Annotated in this window: 13 protein-coding genes; 10 read left to right on the plus strand and 3 right to left on the minus strand. The window is 66.1% G+C overall.

Annotation, left to right across the window (positions count from 1 at the left end):
- Positions 1-336 precede the first annotated feature (336 nt).
- From AC5RWO_RS09795 to AC5RWO_RS09830, 8 genes are all read left to right on the plus strand, one after another.
- A complete protein-coding gene (locus tag AC5RWO_RS09795) occupies positions 337-1,527 on the plus strand; it encodes a BtrH N-terminal domain-containing protein (protein WP_498731194.1) in 1,191 nt (396 codons plus the stop codon).
- Positions 1,528-1,633: 106 nt separating this feature from the next.
- Positions 1,634-2,773 carry a GuaB3 family IMP dehydrogenase-related protein gene (locus tag AC5RWO_RS09800; RefSeq protein ID WP_498731195.1) on the plus strand — a complete coding sequence of 380 codons (1,140 nt, stop codon included), beginning with the start codon at positions 1,634-1,636 and terminating at the stop codon, positions 2,771-2,773.
- Between the two features lie 28 nt (positions 2,774-2,801).
- A complete protein-coding gene (locus tag AC5RWO_RS09805; protein WP_498731196.1) occupies positions 2,802-4,526 on the plus strand; it encodes a glycerol-3-phosphate dehydrogenase/oxidase in 1,725 nt (574 codons plus the stop codon).
- Between the two features lie 38 nt (positions 4,527-4,564).
- Positions 4,565-5,035: a PTS sugar transporter subunit IIA gene (locus AC5RWO_RS09810; RefSeq protein WP_074701402.1), complete on the plus strand. Its 471-nt coding sequence runs from the start codon at positions 4,565-4,567 to the stop codon at positions 5,033-5,035.
- An 80-nt stretch (positions 5,036-5,115) separates the two neighbouring features.
- Positions 5,116-5,952 carry an SURF1 family protein gene (locus tag AC5RWO_RS09815; protein WP_498731197.1) on the plus strand — a complete coding sequence of 279 codons (837 nt, stop codon included), beginning with the start codon at positions 5,116-5,118 and terminating at the stop codon, positions 5,950-5,952.
- 8 nt (positions 5,953-5,960) lie between these two features.
- Positions 5,961-6,458, plus strand: coding sequence for a DUF3817 domain-containing protein (locus AC5RWO_RS09820; RefSeq protein WP_074703308.1), 498 nt, complete (start codon positions 5,961-5,963; stop codon positions 6,456-6,458).
- A gap of 202 nt (positions 6,459-6,660) precedes the next feature.
- On the plus strand, positions 6,661-8,250 hold the full coding sequence (gene guaA / locus AC5RWO_RS09825; RefSeq protein ID WP_498731198.1) for a glutamine-hydrolyzing GMP synthase: 1,590 nt from the start codon (positions 6,661-6,663) through the stop codon (positions 8,248-8,250).
- Between the two features lie 115 nt (positions 8,251-8,365).
- Positions 8,366-12,388 carry a DUF4011 domain-containing protein gene (locus AC5RWO_RS09830; protein WP_498731199.1) on the plus strand — a complete coding sequence of 1,341 codons (4,023 nt, stop codon included), beginning with the start codon at positions 8,366-8,368 and terminating at the stop codon, positions 12,386-12,388.
- 3 nt (positions 12,389-12,391) lie between these two features.
- Here the strand turns inward: AC5RWO_RS09830 and cpaB are convergent, their stop codons facing one another.
- The 3 genes from cpaB to AC5RWO_RS09845 form a co-directional block, all read right to left on the minus strand.
- Positions 12,392-13,051 carry a Flp pilus assembly protein CpaB gene (gene cpaB, locus AC5RWO_RS09835; RefSeq protein ID WP_498731200.1) on the minus strand — a complete coding sequence of 220 codons (660 nt, stop codon included), beginning with the start codon at positions 13,049-13,051 and terminating at the stop codon, positions 12,392-12,394.
- Between the two features lie 162 nt (positions 13,052-13,213).
- The gene (locus AC5RWO_RS09840) at positions 13,214-13,495 is read right to left on the minus strand and encodes an FmdB family zinc ribbon protein (RefSeq protein ID WP_498731201.1); all 282 of its coding nucleotides are present in this window, start codon (positions 13,493-13,495) and stop codon (positions 13,214-13,216) included.
- An 80-nt stretch (positions 13,496-13,575) separates the two neighbouring features.
- Entirely contained in the window at positions 13,576-14,190 is a 615-nt protein-coding gene (locus AC5RWO_RS09845) for a 5-formyltetrahydrofolate cyclo-ligase (RefSeq protein WP_498731202.1), read from the minus strand.
- A 104-nt stretch (positions 14,191-14,294) separates the two neighbouring features.
- On the opposite strand from AC5RWO_RS09845, the gene galU reads away from it, so the two are divergent.
- Both galU and AC5RWO_RS09855 read left to right on the plus strand, forming a co-directional pair.
- The gene (gene galU, locus AC5RWO_RS09850; RefSeq protein ID WP_498731203.1) at positions 14,295-15,197 is read left to right on the plus strand and encodes a UTP--glucose-1-phosphate uridylyltransferase GalU; all 903 of its coding nucleotides are present in this window, start codon (positions 14,295-14,297) and stop codon (positions 15,195-15,197) included.
- A 19-nt stretch (positions 15,198-15,216) separates the two neighbouring features.
- Positions 15,217-15,840: a GNAT family N-acetyltransferase gene (locus AC5RWO_RS09855; RefSeq protein ID WP_498731385.1), complete on the plus strand. Its 624-nt coding sequence runs from the start codon at positions 15,217-15,219 to the stop codon at positions 15,838-15,840.
- Positions 15,841-15,875 lie beyond the last annotated feature (35 nt).

The raw sequence follows: 15,875 nt of genomic DNA on the forward strand, positions 1-15,875 counted from the left end.
CCAGTAGCGTCAGACGAAGGCCCGGGCACCCAAGCCCGGGCCTTCGCCGTCGTTGGGTGCATCCGGTTATCGCATGCGTTTCGCGCTCCTTCTGCGCCGTGTTGTGCCGCCGGTTGTGCCGCCAGCGCTGTGTCTGTTGTGCGCCCGCGGCGGTCCTACTAGGCTGTGATCGGCGACGCCCATCGCCTAACTCCCTTCACCGGCACCCACGCGGCCGGGAACCGCGGGAGCAAAGGAGGTTGAGCCTCCGGGTGAGCGACCACGTGGACACTCCTTTTGTGACGTGTTGGCGTCAGCGGTGCGTGGGGCCGGACGTCGGCGCGTGCAGAAAGAGGCATGATGGTCCGGCAAAAGCACTTTAAGTCCCGGGTTCGCGAACGCATGCAGAAGACGGACGAGAGTTACACGACAGCCCGCCTGCAGTTGCTCAGGGATCTGCCGGCGGATCCGTCCCTGCCGGGCCTGCTGCCCGGTTACCCGCCCGCCGCGCCGCTGGCGCAGCGCGACGCAGGGCTGTGGCAGCGTGTCCTGGCCCAGGCCGGGGTCGAAAATCCGGTTACCGGCACACCCTTTACCGAAGCGATGCTCTCCGGGCTGGCCGGCGGCATCGGTTTCATGGTGTTCACCTTCGAATACGAACAAATCACGACGGCGACGATAGTCACTCGCTTCCATCCCGGCCCCTACACGGGCAACCTGATCAACCGCAGCGGCGCGCTTGTGGAGGAAAAGTCAACCACTAGCACCAAAGCAGCCCAGGACAATCTGGACGCCGCGCTGGAAGCCGGCCGCGCCGTCGTCGTCAAAGTTACCCAGGGCGCCTTGCCCTGGTACCACTCGGATGCGCTGGAGCACACCGATTCCGTGGATGTGGTGGTGGCTGGCAAGGCCAACGGCGGGTACCTGATTGACGACGGCGGCCGGCAACTGCGTGGGGTAACGGCGGCCGAGCTGGCGGGCGCACGCGGCAAACGCAAGAAGGACAAGCACTGGCAGGCCTCCGTGGTCGATCCCGGCGAGACCACCGTGGATCAGCTGCGCCAGAGCGTACTGGATTCGGTGGCGGAAACGGCGGACGTACTGCTCGGAACGGTACCGCCGGCCGGAATCCCCGCACATGTCGCGAAGAATTTCGGGCTGGCCGGGATGCAGACCTGGACCGCCCGGCTGCGCGATACCAGGACCAAGAAAGGCTGGCCCGCGATGTTCGCCGACGAGCAGCGGCTGCGGTTCGGGCTGGAACGGATCAAGGAGTGCCTGGCGGGAACCGCCTGGGGAGGGCCGGCGGCGCTGCGGCCGCTCTACGCGCAGTTCCTGGCCGAGGCAGCAGCGCTGGACGGCCTGGACCGGCTGCAGCAGCCTGGGCAGTTGTACGCGGCCGCCGGCGAGCGGTGGCAGCAGCTGGCCGACGCCGTCGATCCGCAGTGTCCTGCCGAAGAACGGATCGCGCACTTCGCCGCTCTGGCGGACCGGATGGAGGACATCCAGGCGGCGGAGGAGGCCGCGGCAACGTCCCTGTCCGGGTAGGCCGTCCGGTGGAGGGCCGGCCAGCGCCGGACTGTGGACGGACCCGGGCTGTCCACAGTCGGCGCCCCGGCCCGGTGTGCGCGCCGTGGTGGGATAACCTAGAGCCGTGACTTACGAGATTGAGATTGGCCGTGGCAAGCGTGGGCGCAGAGCCTACTCCCTGGATGATGTAGCGATTGTTCCCTCGAGGCGCACGCGTGACCCCCAGGATGTCTCCGTCAGCTGGCAGATCGATGCCTACCAGTTCGACATGCCGGTGATCGCGGCCCCGATGGACTCGGTCATGTCGCCGGCCACGGCGATTGCGGTCGGTAGGCTGGGCGGCCTGGGTGTGCTCAACCTCGAGGGTTTGTGGACCCGTTACGAAGACCCGGAGCCGATGCTCGATGAGATCACCGCGCTGAGCGAAGAAAACTTCAGCCCCGCCGCCACCAAGCGGATGCAGGAAATCTACGAGGCTCCGATCCAGTCCGACCTGATCACCTCGCGCCTGGCCGAAATCCGCGAAGCCGGGGTGACGGTGGCCGGCTCCCTGACGCCGCAGCGCACCCAGGAGTTCTACAAGACCGTACTCGCCGCCGGCGTGGACATTTTCGTGATCCGCGGCACCACGGTTTCTGCCGAGCACGTTTCGCGCGAGCATGAGCCGCTGAACCTTAAGCAGTTCATCTACGAACTGGACGTTCCCGTGATCGTCGGCGGCGCCGCGGGCTACACCCCCGCCCTGCACCTGATGCGCACCGGCGCAGCCGGTGTGCTCGTGGGCTTCGGCGGCGGCGCAACAACGACGACGCGGCGCGCGCTGGGCATCCATTCGCCCCTCGCCTCGGCGATCTCCGACGTGGCCGCGGCACGCCGCGACTACATGGACGAGTCCGGCGGCCGCTATGTCCACGTGATTGCCGACGGCGGACTGGGCACCAGCGGGGACATCGTCAAGGCCATCGCCATGGGCGCGGATGCCGTCATGCTCGGCGCCGCCCTGGCCCGAGCCGAGGAGGCTCCGGGCCGCGGCTGGCATTGGGGCCAGGAAGCCCACCACCACGAGCTGCCGCGCGGTGACCGCGTCAGGATCGGCACGGTCGGCCCGCTGGCCGAGGTACTCTACGGGCCCTCACACCACACCAACGGCACATCCAACCTGGTGGGCGCGCTGCGCCGGTCCATGGCCACTACCGGCTACTCGGACCTGAAGGAGTTCCAGCGGTGCGAGGTAGTCCTCTCGCCGTACATATCAAACGAGTGATCCGCCGATGCCTGGAGGCTGACTGAGTATGAGTTCCGGAGCTATGAGTCCTGAAAGCCGTGAGGAGGCCCTGGCCGCCCTGCGGGCCACGCAGGACCACGACCGGGAGCTGGACATACTGATTGTCGGCGGGGGAGTGGTCGGCGCCGGCGCTGCGCTGGACGCCGTCACCCGCGGCCTCGACGTCGGCATTGTGGAGGCCCGGGACTGGTCCTCCGGCACGTCCTCCCGGTCCTCCAAGCTCATCCACGGCGGGCTTCGCTACCTGGAGATGCTGGACTTTGCCCTGGTCCGTGAAGCCCTCCAGGAACGCGGCCTGCTGCTGCAGCGCATCGCGCCGCACCTGGTCCGCCCGGTGCCTTTCCTCTATCCGCTGACCAAACGGTTCGTCGAGCGTCCCTACGTGGGCGCCGGCGTCGCGCTTTATGACGCGCTGTCGGTGGCCAGCGGCCACGGCCGCGGAGTGCCGTTCCACAAGCACCTGTCGCGGCACGGCACCTTGCGGGCGGCGCCGAGCCTGAAGAAGGACGCCTTCGTTGGATCCATCCGCTACTACGACGCCCAGGTCGACGACGCGCGGCTGGTAGTCAACCTCGTCCGGACGGCGGCGGAGTACGGGGCGCATGCAGCCAACCGGCTGAAGGTCATCAACTTCCTGCGCGAGGGCGAACGTGTGGTTGGCGCGCGCGTCCGCAATCAGGAGGACGGCACCGAGTTCGATATCCGGGCCAAACAGGTTGTTAACGCCACCGGGATCTGGACCGACGAAACCCAGGCCATGGTTACCGAGCGCGGCCAGCTGAAAGTGCGGGCCTCGAAGGGCATCCACCTGGTGGTGCCCCGGGACCGCTTCCAGTCCACCGTGGGGCTGATCCTGCGGACCGAAAAGTCCGTGCTGTTCGTCATCCCGTGGGGCCGGCATTGGATCATCGGCACCACGGATACCAGCTGGGACCTGGACAAGGCCCACCCTGCGGCGTCGTCCAAGGACATTGACTATCTGCTCGAGCATGTGAACCAGGTGCTCAGCCGCCCGCTGACGCGCGAGGATGTGGAGGGCGTTTATGCCGGGCTGCGGCCCCTGCTGGCCGGCGAGAACGACGACACGGCCAAGCTCTCCCGCGAACACGTTGTCGCGCATCCGGTTCCCGGGCTGGTAGTGGTGGCGGGCGGCAAGTACACCACCTACCGGGTCATGGCCAGGGACGCAGTGGACGAAGCCGCACGTGCCCTGGACGAACGCGTGCCGCCGAGCTGCACGGAGATTGTTCCGCTGCTCGGCGCCTCCGGGTTCAAGGCGAAGTGGAACAAGCGCAGCCGCATGGCCGACCGTGCGGGAGTCCATGTGGCACGGGTGGAGCACCTGCTCAACCGCTACGGTTCCATGACGGATGAAGTGCTGGACATCATCACAGGCAGCCCCGAGCTGGCGGAGCCGCTGCCGGGCGCGGATGACTATTTGCAGGCCGAAATCGTCTACGCCACCACGCATGAGGGCGCCCGCCATATCGACGACGTGCTCACCCGGCGTACCCGGATCTCCATTGAAGCCTGGGACCGCGGTGTCTCGGCCGCCCCCGTGGTAGCGGCCCTCATGGCGCCGCTGCTGCGCTGGAGCGATGAGCAGGAAGCGCGGGAAGTCAAGCACTACCTTGCCCGGGTGGAAGCCGAGCGGCTGAGCCAGGAACAGCCTGACGATATCTCCGCCGACAGTGCGCGCATGGGTGTGGACGACATTGTTCCGCTCAGCTGAGGCGCCGGCTGTGAACACGGACGGAGGCACTGACGCGCATGACTGAACTCGATCTCACCACGCCGGCACTGGTGCTGCTGGACCTGGTGGCGGTGGATAAGCAGGACGCCGCCGCGCAGCTGGCCGGAACACTGCATGCAGCCGGCCGCATCTCGGATCTGGACGGTTTTCTGGCACAGGTCAACGCCCGGGAACACCAGCTGGCCACGGGCCTGCCCGGCGGCGTGGGCCTGCCGCACGCGCGCAGCGAGTTCGTGCAGCACACGTCCATCGCCGTGGGCGTGACGAAATTCGGCCACAGCCTCGATTTCGGTGCCGTGGACGGACCGGCCAACCTCGTGCTGCTGATGGCGACACCGGCCGCCTCGTTTTCGGAGCACCTGGAGGTGCTGGCCACGCTGGCGCGGTCCCTGATGAAAGAGAACTTCCGTGAGTCGCTCCGCAGGGCCTATGACCCGGGCGTCATTGCCGAGCTGATCAACTCCACCATCGACTTCTCCGATTCCTGAGACACCGCCGGTCCTAAGGAAGCCTTTCGGGACGCGCAGGCAGATTCGTTTTCTACAGGGGCACGAAGTAGGGTTAATAGGTGCTGAAAACTGCCCTCAAACCCCGCTGGATCGCGGCGTTGGTGCTGGCACTGGTCGTTTCGACAGTCTTTGTACTCTTGAGCCAGTGGCAGTTTTCTGCATCCCAAAGCGAGGCCCCGCCGCCTCCCGGCCAGACTGAAACCGTCCAGCCGCTGACCGAGGTCTTTGAGCCCGGCAGCCCGATGCATGCCTCGCAGGCCGACCAGATGGTCAGTCTCGACGGCCGGTTCCGTCCGGCGGACCAGGTGCTGGTGCAGACCCGGCTGCAGGACGGCGAGGAAGGGTACTGGGTAGTCACCAGGTTTACCGTTGACGGTGCTCCCGAACAGAACGACGAAGACGTTTTCGTCCCCGTAGTCCGCGGTTGGGTGGCGGATCCGGCGGACGCGACGACGGCACCGGAAGGTGAGGCGACCGTCGTCGGACGCCTGCTGCCGACCGAAGCACCAGTGCCTGGGCAGACCCCTGCGGGGGAAGTGGCGACCCTGTCCGTGGCGGAACTGATCAACCTCTGGAACGCCCCGGCGTATGCAGGTTTTGTGGTCGGCACGGACTTTACGGTGGCGGGCGAGGATCTGGACAAGGCCACCGCCGGCACCGCCATGGAGCCGGTTATCGTGGACCCGCAGCCGCAGGAGACGCCGGTCAACTGGATGAACATCTTCTATGCGGTGGAGTGGGTAGTCTTCGCCGGCTTCGCCATCTTCCTTTGGTGGCGGCTTGTCGCTGACGACTACCGCCGGACGCTCGAGGACGAAGAATTCGCCGCCGAAGAGGCCCGCCATCTGGCCGGCCTCCAGGGCGGCACCGATAAAAACAACGAGGTAAGCAAGTGACAGATAACGTGAACCAGCCGAACCCGGATGCCCCGCAGGCTCCCGCCAAGGCCCGTCCGGCCAAGCGGCGCTACGGCGGCACGCACGCGCAGATCCGCTCGGCGCTGACGTTCTACAAGGTCACTTCGTACATCACCGGCGTCATGCTGCTGCTGCTCTGCGCGGAGATGATCCTGCGCTATGGCTTCAACCTGTTCCTCTTCGCCGGAGCCACCAATACGCTCACCGGGGAGACCTTTGCACTTGGCTTGGCGCAGGCGGAACCTTCGGTGGTGGAAGGCGTCAACCTCTCCATCGCCGTCCTGATTGCCCACGGCTGGCTGTACGTGCTGTACCTGATCGCCGACTTCCGCCTGTGGTCCCTGATGCGCTGGCCGTTCACCCGGTTCATCCTGATCGCCTTGGGCGGTGTCATCCCGTTCCTCTCGATCCTGCTGGAAAAGCGCGTCCACCGGCAGGTGGAAGAAGACCTGGCCGAGCATCCCGAAGCAGCCAAGCGCTACTAAGCCAGCGCGCAATTCCACGGATAAACCTCAACGCATCAAATCCAAGCGGACGACGGCGGGTACCCACCCGCCGTCGTCCGCTGGCGTTAACAGCCGGGACGCCCTGCGCGGACGGAGCATCCCGAACAGCCGGAACAGTACGCCGACGGCGCCGCCGGAGGCCAATGTGCAAGCAGCCGCGCGCGGCGACTATCCTTAGTGGGTGACTAATCCAGCCCCCGCCGCCACGGACCACCGGCCCGTACTTGTCGTTGACTACGGGGCCCAGTATGCGCAGCTGATCGCCCGCCGCGTACGCGAGGCCAACGTGTATTCCGAAATCGTTCCGCACACCCACACCACAGAGCAGCTGCTGGCCAAGAACCCGGCCGCCATCATCCTCTCCGGCGGGCCGTCCAGCGTTTACGCCGACGGCGCACCGCGCGTCGGCGCCGACCTGTTCGAAGCCGGCGTCCCGGTTCTCGGCATCTGCTACGGCTTCCAGGCCATGGCCAACGCCCTCGGCGGCAAGGTGGCCCAGACCGGACTCCGCGAATACGGGGCCACGGACACCACCACGGTGGGCCAGGCGCGCTCCATTCTCGAAGGTGTGCCGGAAACGCAGAACACCTGGATGAGCCACGGTGACTCGGTGCACGAGGCTCCGGATGGCTTCGAGGTCCTCGCCAGCACGGCCGGTGCCCCGGTAGCCGCCTTCGCCAACGAGGAGAAGGCGCTGTACGGAGTGCAGTGGCACCCGGAGGTCAAGCACTCGGCCCACGGCCAGCAGGTTCTGGAGAACTTCCTGTTCAAGGGCGCCAAGGTGGAGCCGAACTGGACCACCGGCAACATTCTCGAAGAGCAAGTCGAGCGCATCCGCGAGCAGGTCGGCACCTCGCGCGTGATCTGCGGACTCTCCGGCGGGGTGGACTCCGCCGTGGCCGCCGCCCTGGTGCAGCGCGCCGTAGGGGACCAGCTGACCTGTGTGTTCGTGGACCACGGTCTGCTGCGCGAAGGCGAAGCCGAACAGGTGGAGCGGGACTTCGTCGCCGCCACCGGCGTGAACCTGTACGTGGCCAACGAGCAGGAGCGCTTCCTGTCCGCGCTGGCCGGTGTCAGCGATCCGGAAACCAAGCGCAAGATCATCGGCCGCGAGTTCATCCGCGCCTTCGAAGAGGCCGAACGCGCCATCATCGCCGAAGCGGCGGCCGAGGGCGAAAGCATCAAGTTCCTGGTCCAAGGCACGTTGTACCCGGACGTCGTCGAGTCCGGCGGCGGCGAGGGTGCTGCCAACATCAAGAGCCACCACAACGTCGGCGGCCTGCCCGAGGACCTGCAGTTCGAATTGGTGGAGCCGCTGCGCACTCTGTTCAAGGACGAAGTCCGTTCCGTTGGCGCCCAGCTGGGCCTGCCGGCCGAGATCGTCGGCCGCCAGCCGTTCCCCGGCCCCGGGCTGGGCATCCGCATAGTCGGCGACATCACGGCCGAGCGCCTGGAGCTGCTGCGCAAGGCGGATGCGATCGCCCGCGCTGAGCTGACTGCTGCCGGCCTGGATAACGAAGTCTGGCAGATGCCTGTGGTGCTGCTGGCCGACGTGCGCAGCGTCGGAGTCCAGGGCGACGGCCGCACCTATGGCCACCCGATCGTGCTCCGCCCCGTCTCCAGCGAGGACGCCATGACCGCTGACTGGTCCCGGTTGCCCTATGACCTGCTGGCGCGGATCTCGAACCGCATCACCAACGAGGTCGACGGCGTGAACCGCGTGGTTCTCGATGTCACCAGCAAGCCGCCGGGAACCATTGAGTGGGAGTAACCCGGACGGGTGGCCGCAGCCTCGCAGCAGGTAATGCTGTGAACTCCCCGGCAAATTCTGCCGGGGAGCGTTGCGGTCACCCGTTTGCCATGTCCTATCCGATAGTTTGAGACACATGCCAATTTGGTCAAGGCTTGTGCCCGAGAGTGAAGAAAAGAGAGTAGCCGTGTCGCGCGATCGCACTGACGAGGCTGCCGAGGATATTCTGACGCACTGGCTGAAACAGCTGGGCCAGCACGCGGGAACAGATACCCTGCTGTACTTCGCGCCGTCCTCGACGAACAGCATCGACCTCACCCACGCCCATCCGTCCGGTCTTGCCCAGTTGCTGACCGGCCGGCGCACCCGGCTGTCCACCTTGCTGCGGGATCACGCCCAGTACTCGGCGGCGATGAAGACCGCCCGCAGCCTGCGTTCCAAAATCTTCGAGCTCAGCACGGAGCGCGGCATCGACGTCGGCTATCTTGCGGCGGGCACCGCCTCCTGGCGTGTGCCCGAGGTAGGCCGGTCCGAGACGCTGAACGCCCCGATCATGCTCACCCCGGTGGCGCTGACGGTCCGGCCCAGCCAGGATGACTACGAACTCCAGCTCACGGACCAGACCAGGCTCAACCCGGCACTGGTGAGGCACCTTGAAGCCGAGCAGGGCGTCGACATCGACCCCGAAGGCGTGGCCCGGCTGGCGTACAGCACCGCACGGTTCGACCCGCATCCGGTGCTGGAGCGGCTGCGGTCGCTGACCCAGGACGTGCGCAGCATGACCATCGAGCATCATCTGCTGGTCTCCACCTTCGCCGATGTGGCGAACAGTGCCGATACCTCCGCCCTGGATTCCGCGCACCCGCTGCTGAACGCCATGATGGCGGCAGATCTGGATCCGGAAACCGGCTACCACGTGCCCGTGCCCGAGGTGGACCTGCCGCCGCTGGACGAGCGCGCACCGCAGGACGAGTTCCTGGTGCTTGACGCAGACCCGGCCCAGCAGCACGTCCTGGATCTGGTCCAGAGCGGCCACTCGGTGGTCGTCTCCGCACCGCCGGGGACAGGCCAGACCCAGACCGCCATCAACGCCGCGGCGACGCTGGCCTTCGAAGGCAAATCCGTCCTGGTGGTCGCGGAGCGGCGCACCACGCTGAACCAGTTCGCCAAGCAGCTCGACGAGCTCAAGCTGGGCTCCCTGGTGCTGCAGCTGAACGCCAACATCACCAGCCAGCAGCTTAAGGACCAGCTGGTCCGGGCCATCATGCGCAATGAGCAGGCCACGGCGCCGCAGCTGGAAAAACTGCACACCACGCTCAGCGACCACCGCCACCAGCTGATGGACCATGTGCAGTCGCTGCACAACGTCCGCAAGCGCTGGAACTGCTCGCCGTACCAGGCCATGCAGTCGCTGGCCAAGCTCACCTCGCTGGATCGGGCCCCGGCCACCACCGTCCGGCTCAAGCGCTCCGTGCTGGACAGCATCGCAGACCGGGCGGAACTGACCGGCCGGCTGCGCCGCGCGGCGGAACTGGGCAGCTTCAGCAAGTCCTCGACCAACAGCCCGTGGTTCGGCGCCAAGCTGCTCAACCGCAAGGAAACCGAAGACGCCCACCAGCTCTCTGTTGACCTTGCGCGCGACATCCCCAAGCTGCGCGAGCAGATGAACCGGGTGGCGGAGCATTCCCAGATTTCCCTGGGCACCAGCTTCCGCGAATGGGGGCAGCAGCTCCTGTTGCTGGTCGCCGTGCGCGGCAGCCTGGACAAGTTCACGCCGGACATTTTCGACCGGCCGGTCACGGACCTGATTTCCGCAACGGCCTCTTCCGGCTGGCGGCGCGAGCGCGGCATCGAAATGAGCTCCATGACCCGGTCCCGGCTGCGGCGGGTGGCCAAGGAATATGTGCGTCCCGGTGTTCACATTTCGGACCTGCACGAGTCCCTGGCAGACGTGCAGCAGCAGCGCAGCAAGTGGGCCGAATACGCCACCACGCAGCGTCACCCGTCGGTGCCGTCCGGCCTGGCGGAGCTGAACAGTTTCTACCTCGGTATCCACAAGAAGCTGCAGAAGCTTTCCGGGCTCCTGGCGGAACCGGCGGACGGCGTGCTGCTGGCCGACCTGGACCAGGACGCATTGGTGGAGCGGCTGGAAGCACTGGCGGCCGACCGCGAGACGCTGGTGAACCTGCCGGAGCGGACCCTGCTGCTGGAGCAGATGCGCGAGCACGGCCTGGGCGAACTGCTGGATGATCTGGCCGAGCGTGAAGTGGCTACCGAGAATGTCGGCGCCGAACTGGACCTTGCCTGGTGGCAGTCGGCCCTGGAAGCCATGATCAGCGGCGACGACTACCTGGCCATGTCCGACGGCGACAACCTGCGCAAGCTGGAAGCGGTCTACCGGCTGGCCGATAACGCCCATATCGCGTCCGGCGCGGCACGCCTGCGGTGGGAGCTGGCCCAGAACTGGCGGCACGCCATCAAGAGCCAGCCCAAGGCGGCGGAGCGGCTGCGGGAGATGCTCAAGACGTCCGAACCGACTCTGCGGTCCTTGAGCGAGCAGTCGGGCCAGCTGGTGTCGTCATTGATGCCAGTCTGGGCGGCCTCTCCGCTGGTTCTGCCGATGGTACTGCCGGCCGAGAAACGGTTCGATGCCGTCATTATTCTCGACGCCGAAGCCACCAGCCTGCAGTCCGCGGTCGGAGCCATGGCACGGGCCGAGCAGGTCATCGCCTTCGGCGACGGCCAGTTGGGCACGGCGGAACCGTTTGAAGTCAATGTGGACCGGAAGCGTGACCTGGCGCCCGGCACCGAGGCGGATCCTGTCATCAGCAGCTACCACGCGCTGGCGCGCGTCCTGCCGGTACTGCCGTTGACCACCTTGTACCGCGCGGTCGATATGGAACTGGCGCAGTCGTTGAGCAAGGAATTTTACGACGGCGCCCTCACCCGGCTCCCGTCCGCCTGCGAAATCACCGGCGGTGACGGACTCGTGGTGGAATACCTGCCGGACGGAACAGGCCTGCCCGGTGCCGGCCACGAGGGCGTTGAAAGCGTCCCGGCGGAAATCAACCGGGTTGTGGATCTGGTCTTTGAACACGCACGCCACCGGCCCCAGCGTTCGCTGGCCGTCATCACCTCCACCGTCCGCCATGCGGCACGCGTGGCCGAGGCGATCCGTCTGCAAATGCCCAATTATCCTGCTGCTTCGGAGTTCTTCAAGCGGGCGGAGGATTCCTTCCGTGTGGTTCCCGTGGAGCGGTCCTCCGGGCTGGTCCGAGACGACATCGTCTTTTCCCTTGGTTACGGGCGCACCCCGCATGGCCGGGCAGTGCATAACTTTGGTCCCTTGTCGGAGCCGGATGGCCGGAGTAGGTTCGCCATGGCTATGACGCGGGCGCGGCGTTCGCTGCGCGTGCTCACATGTTTCCGCCCGGAAGACCTTGACCCCGAACGGCTGAGCCATGGGGCCATCGATTTCTATGAACTGATCAACCGCAAGCTCGGTACAGGCAGGGTAACCGTATCGGCTGCCACTGCCGGGATTGATGATCCACTCGTCGCGGATCTGGTCGAGCGGATCCGCAGCCGGGGCGCGCAGGTGCAGGACCACTACCGGGGAATCCTGGACATTGTCGCAGCGGCAGACCCCTTGCAGCTGCCGGGAGACCACCATCCGACCCTGCCGGTGGCGTTGGAGTCGGACGGCACACCGCAGTACCGGAAGATGAGTGTGCGCGAGCGCAGCCGGCTGCGGCCACAGCTGCTGGAGCGGCTCGGTTGGCGTCCGCTGACGCTGTGGACCATCGAAGTTTTTGCCGACCCGGAGAAGTGCGCGCAGCTGATCGGAGGATACTTGGGACTACAGGATTCGGATCATGAAGGAACGGGGAGGCACGTGGCCAAGGACGACAAGCCTGCGGAGCGTTCCGCGGACCGGCAGGCAGGCGGCACGGACAATTCCGCCAACGCCACGGAAGGCGCCGCAACCCAGGCAGAACTCCAGGACCAGCAACCGCAAACACGGAAGGCTGCCGCGGCGGCGCTTCGCGGCAGCGCCATCCCGGACCGGGCCAAAGAGGACGATCCGAGTGCCTGGGGCGACAACCGTGAGGACCGGGACGCCTGGCTAAAGGAACAGCGCCCGCCCCACTGGGGCTGACGCCTAACCCACAAGTACCAGGAAGACCTTGCCCCGGCTCGACGCGCTTGCCAGTGCCGTGGCCTCAGTTGGTGATGCTGCCACCACCACGAGGCCTTCGCTTTCCTGGCGGCCCAGCAGCCCGGAACTGTCGGTGGTGCTCCCGGCCTTCCACAGCACGGGTACGTCGCTTGCCAGCACTTCCGAGGCTGCCGGTTCTTCATAACCGTCGCCGGTGCTTAGCACGATATCCACCCGTTGCCCGGGGCTGAGCAATTGCACTGTCGATTGGTCAGCGGGCCTAACCGGAACCGCGACGGTGCCCGGCGGACTGCCGGCCAGGAGGCCGGGGCCGACGATGGAGGTATCCAGGACAGGGGAACCGGACCGCATTGCGGTGGCCAGCCGTTTTCCCGCCAGGTCGTGGACCGAAGCCGCTGATCCGGAGGGCACGGCCGAGGCAGGAAGTCTGCCGGTCACCAGATCCGATTCGGCCAGGATGGTTCCCGCAGGCAGATCCGCGGCCGCAGTGACCACGGGGACGGTCTCAAGCGGGGCCGGAGTGAGCTCGTGGACGGTGAGTCCGGCGGCTGCACAAAGCAGGGCGGCTGCGATCAGACGGTAATGGCGCCTGACCAGACGCCGGACAAGGAGCGGGAGGGTCGCCCGGGGTGAATGCTGCATAGGGCCACAGTAAGGACGCCGGGAGCCAGCGGAGCAGGGGCTTGCGGCAGATTGTGCACGGGGGCAGCGGTAGTTCCTGTTGTGGAGGAAAGGAACGTCACCGGACGCAGAACACCCGGGGAGCCGTGGCATCCCCGGGTGGCGTACTGCTAAGAGAGCTTGCTAGCTGGCAGCGGGGGCGGCAGCGGCCGGTGCGGGTGCTGCTGCCGGTGCCGACGCCGGGCTGTCGGACTTGCCGGCGGCCGGAACCGTGCTGGTGCTCTTGGTATCGCGTGAATCGGTCCGGTAGAAGCCGGAACCCTTGAAAACGACGCCGACACTGTTGAACTTTTTGCGCAGGTTGCCGCTGCACTCAGGGCAAACGCTCAGCGAGTTGTCGCTGAAGGACTGCTGGATCTCGAAAGCGTGGCTGCAATCTTTGCAGGCATAGGCGTACGTGGGCACTTGAATCCTCCTGAAAATTCCCGGGGAACACATCCGGGGCCACCCGCTGGGCTGGCACTCGATAGTTCCGAGTGCTAATTCTACACTGTCCCGGGGCCGAACCATATCCAGCCCTCTGCCGTCACAGCGCCGTCCAGCGGGGCGTCCAGTTCAGTGACCTCGAAGCTGCCGGGAGCGACGACCTCGTGAGGGTAAAAGACCCCGACTTCCTTCGGCTGCTCAGGCAGCCGGGCGACCCCTGCCAGGAACCGGTCGTAGTAACCGCCGCCCTGGCCTATCCGGTTGCCATCGGCGTCAACCGCCAGGCCGGGTACCAGGATCAGCGGGACATCGGCCATGATGGCTGAGGGCAGCCGTTCCCCGACCGGCTCGTAGACCCAGGCCCGTGGACTGCGGACCAGTTCCACGCCGTCGTACCACTGCACCCATGAGAGCTGGTACTCCGGCTCGCAGACGGGGACGACCACGCGGTAGCCGGCCCGGGTCAGAGCAGGCAGCAGCAGTTCGGTGGAAGGCTCTGCGCCCGTTGAGAGATAGCCGGCAACGGTGCTGCCGCGTTCCGCTCCGGCCGCTTCTAGTCCCGCCATGACATGTTTGGCCAGCTGTTCTGCAGCCGCGCGCCGGTCGGTCTCCGGCAGATCCTGCCGCAGCTTGCGGAAATGTGCACGGGCAGCGTCTTTATCCAGAGGTGTCACGGCAATCCTTGTTCGAAGGGGTCGTTGCCGCCGTCGGATGCACTGAGGCGGCAGCTGTCATGCTAATTCATATTTTGACGCCGCGGATGGGTAATCTTATTTCCATGAAGTCTCATCGCACCGTACGCAAGGCAGTCATTCCGGCCGCTGGTCTCGGCACCCGCTTCCTGCCCGCAACCAAAGCCATGCCCAAAGAGATGCTGCCGGTAGTGGACAAACCGGCCATCCAGTATGTGGTTGAGGAAGCGGTCCGCGCGGACATCCAGGACATCCTGATGATTACCGGACGGAACAAGCGACCGCTGGAAGACCACTTCGACAGGGTGCCCAACATCGAGTTCGTCCTCGAGGAAAAGGGTGACCTCGACAAGCTGGCCTTGGTGCGCGAGGCATCGAACCTGGCTGATATCCACTACGTGCGCCAAGGCGATCCCAAGGGACTGGGGCATGCCGTGCTGCGCAGCCGCCAGCACGTCGGCGACGAGCCGTTTGCTGTGCTGCTCGGCGATGACCTCATCGACGAAAACGATGAGCTGCTGCGCCGGATGATCGACGTCCAGGAGAAGACCGGTGGATCCGTCGTCGCCCTGATGGAGGTCGAGCCCGCGCAGATCAGTGCCTACGGCTGTGCCGACGTCAGCGAAATGGACGGCATCGACTGCGTGCAGGTCAACCGGCTGGTTGAAAAGCCGTCGCCCGAAGAGGCTCCCTCGAACCTGGCCATCATCGGTCGGTACGTACTGCACCCGTCGGTCTTCGACGTGCTGGAAGAGACCGGTCCCGGACGGGGCGGCGAAATCCAGCTGACCGATGCGCTGGAGACACTCGCGTCCCGTGAAGGCGAAGGCGGGGGCGTCTACGGTGTGATCTTCCGCGGACGGCGGTACGACACGGGTGACAAGCTGAGTTACCTGAAGGCTGTAGTGACCATCGCCTCGGAACGCGCCGACATCGGTGAGGATCTGCGCTCCTGGCTGAAGGAATTCACCGAAGGCGCACAGGGCTGAGACCAGGCTGGCGGCGGTGCTGAGTTCGGCCATCTGGCCCGTCAGAGTTGAATGCGGTAATTTGGCGCTGCGCCCGATCTCCCGTCGGGACAAGCGCGAGTGGCTGCAGTTGCGCCAGCAGAACGCGGCGTGGCTCGCCCCTTGGGAAGCCTCCAACCCGGATCCCAACGGCTCCTTGCCGCAGTTTGCCGAGATGGTTCGATCGCTGAACCGGCAGGCGAAGCTGGCAACAGCGCTGCCGTGGATCATCACCGAGGTCCAGCCGGGCCGGCCGGCACCGGTGATCGTCGGGCAGCTGACAGTGTCCAGCATCGTCTGGGGATCGGCCATGATGGCTACGCTCGGATACTGGGTGGACCAGGCTTCGGCCGGTCGGGGCATCGCGCCAACGGCGGTAGCAATGGCCACGGACCACTGCTTTCGCGCCCTGGGACTGCACCGGATGGAAATCAACATCCGTCCGGAGAATTCCGCCAGCTTGCGGGTAGTGGAAAAACTAGGCTTCCGGGACGAAGGACTGCGCCCTCGCTACCTCCACATCAATGGTTCATGGGCCGATCACAGGTCTTTCGCGCTGACAGCGGAGGAAGTTCCGGACGGACTTCTTCCGGGCTGGCTCGAAAGTAGCGGACGTTCGTGCTGACCTGCTGGTTTATCAATTTCCGGTGACTTTCGCCG

The organism is Arthrobacter sp. B055-34, from assembly GCF_059090425.1.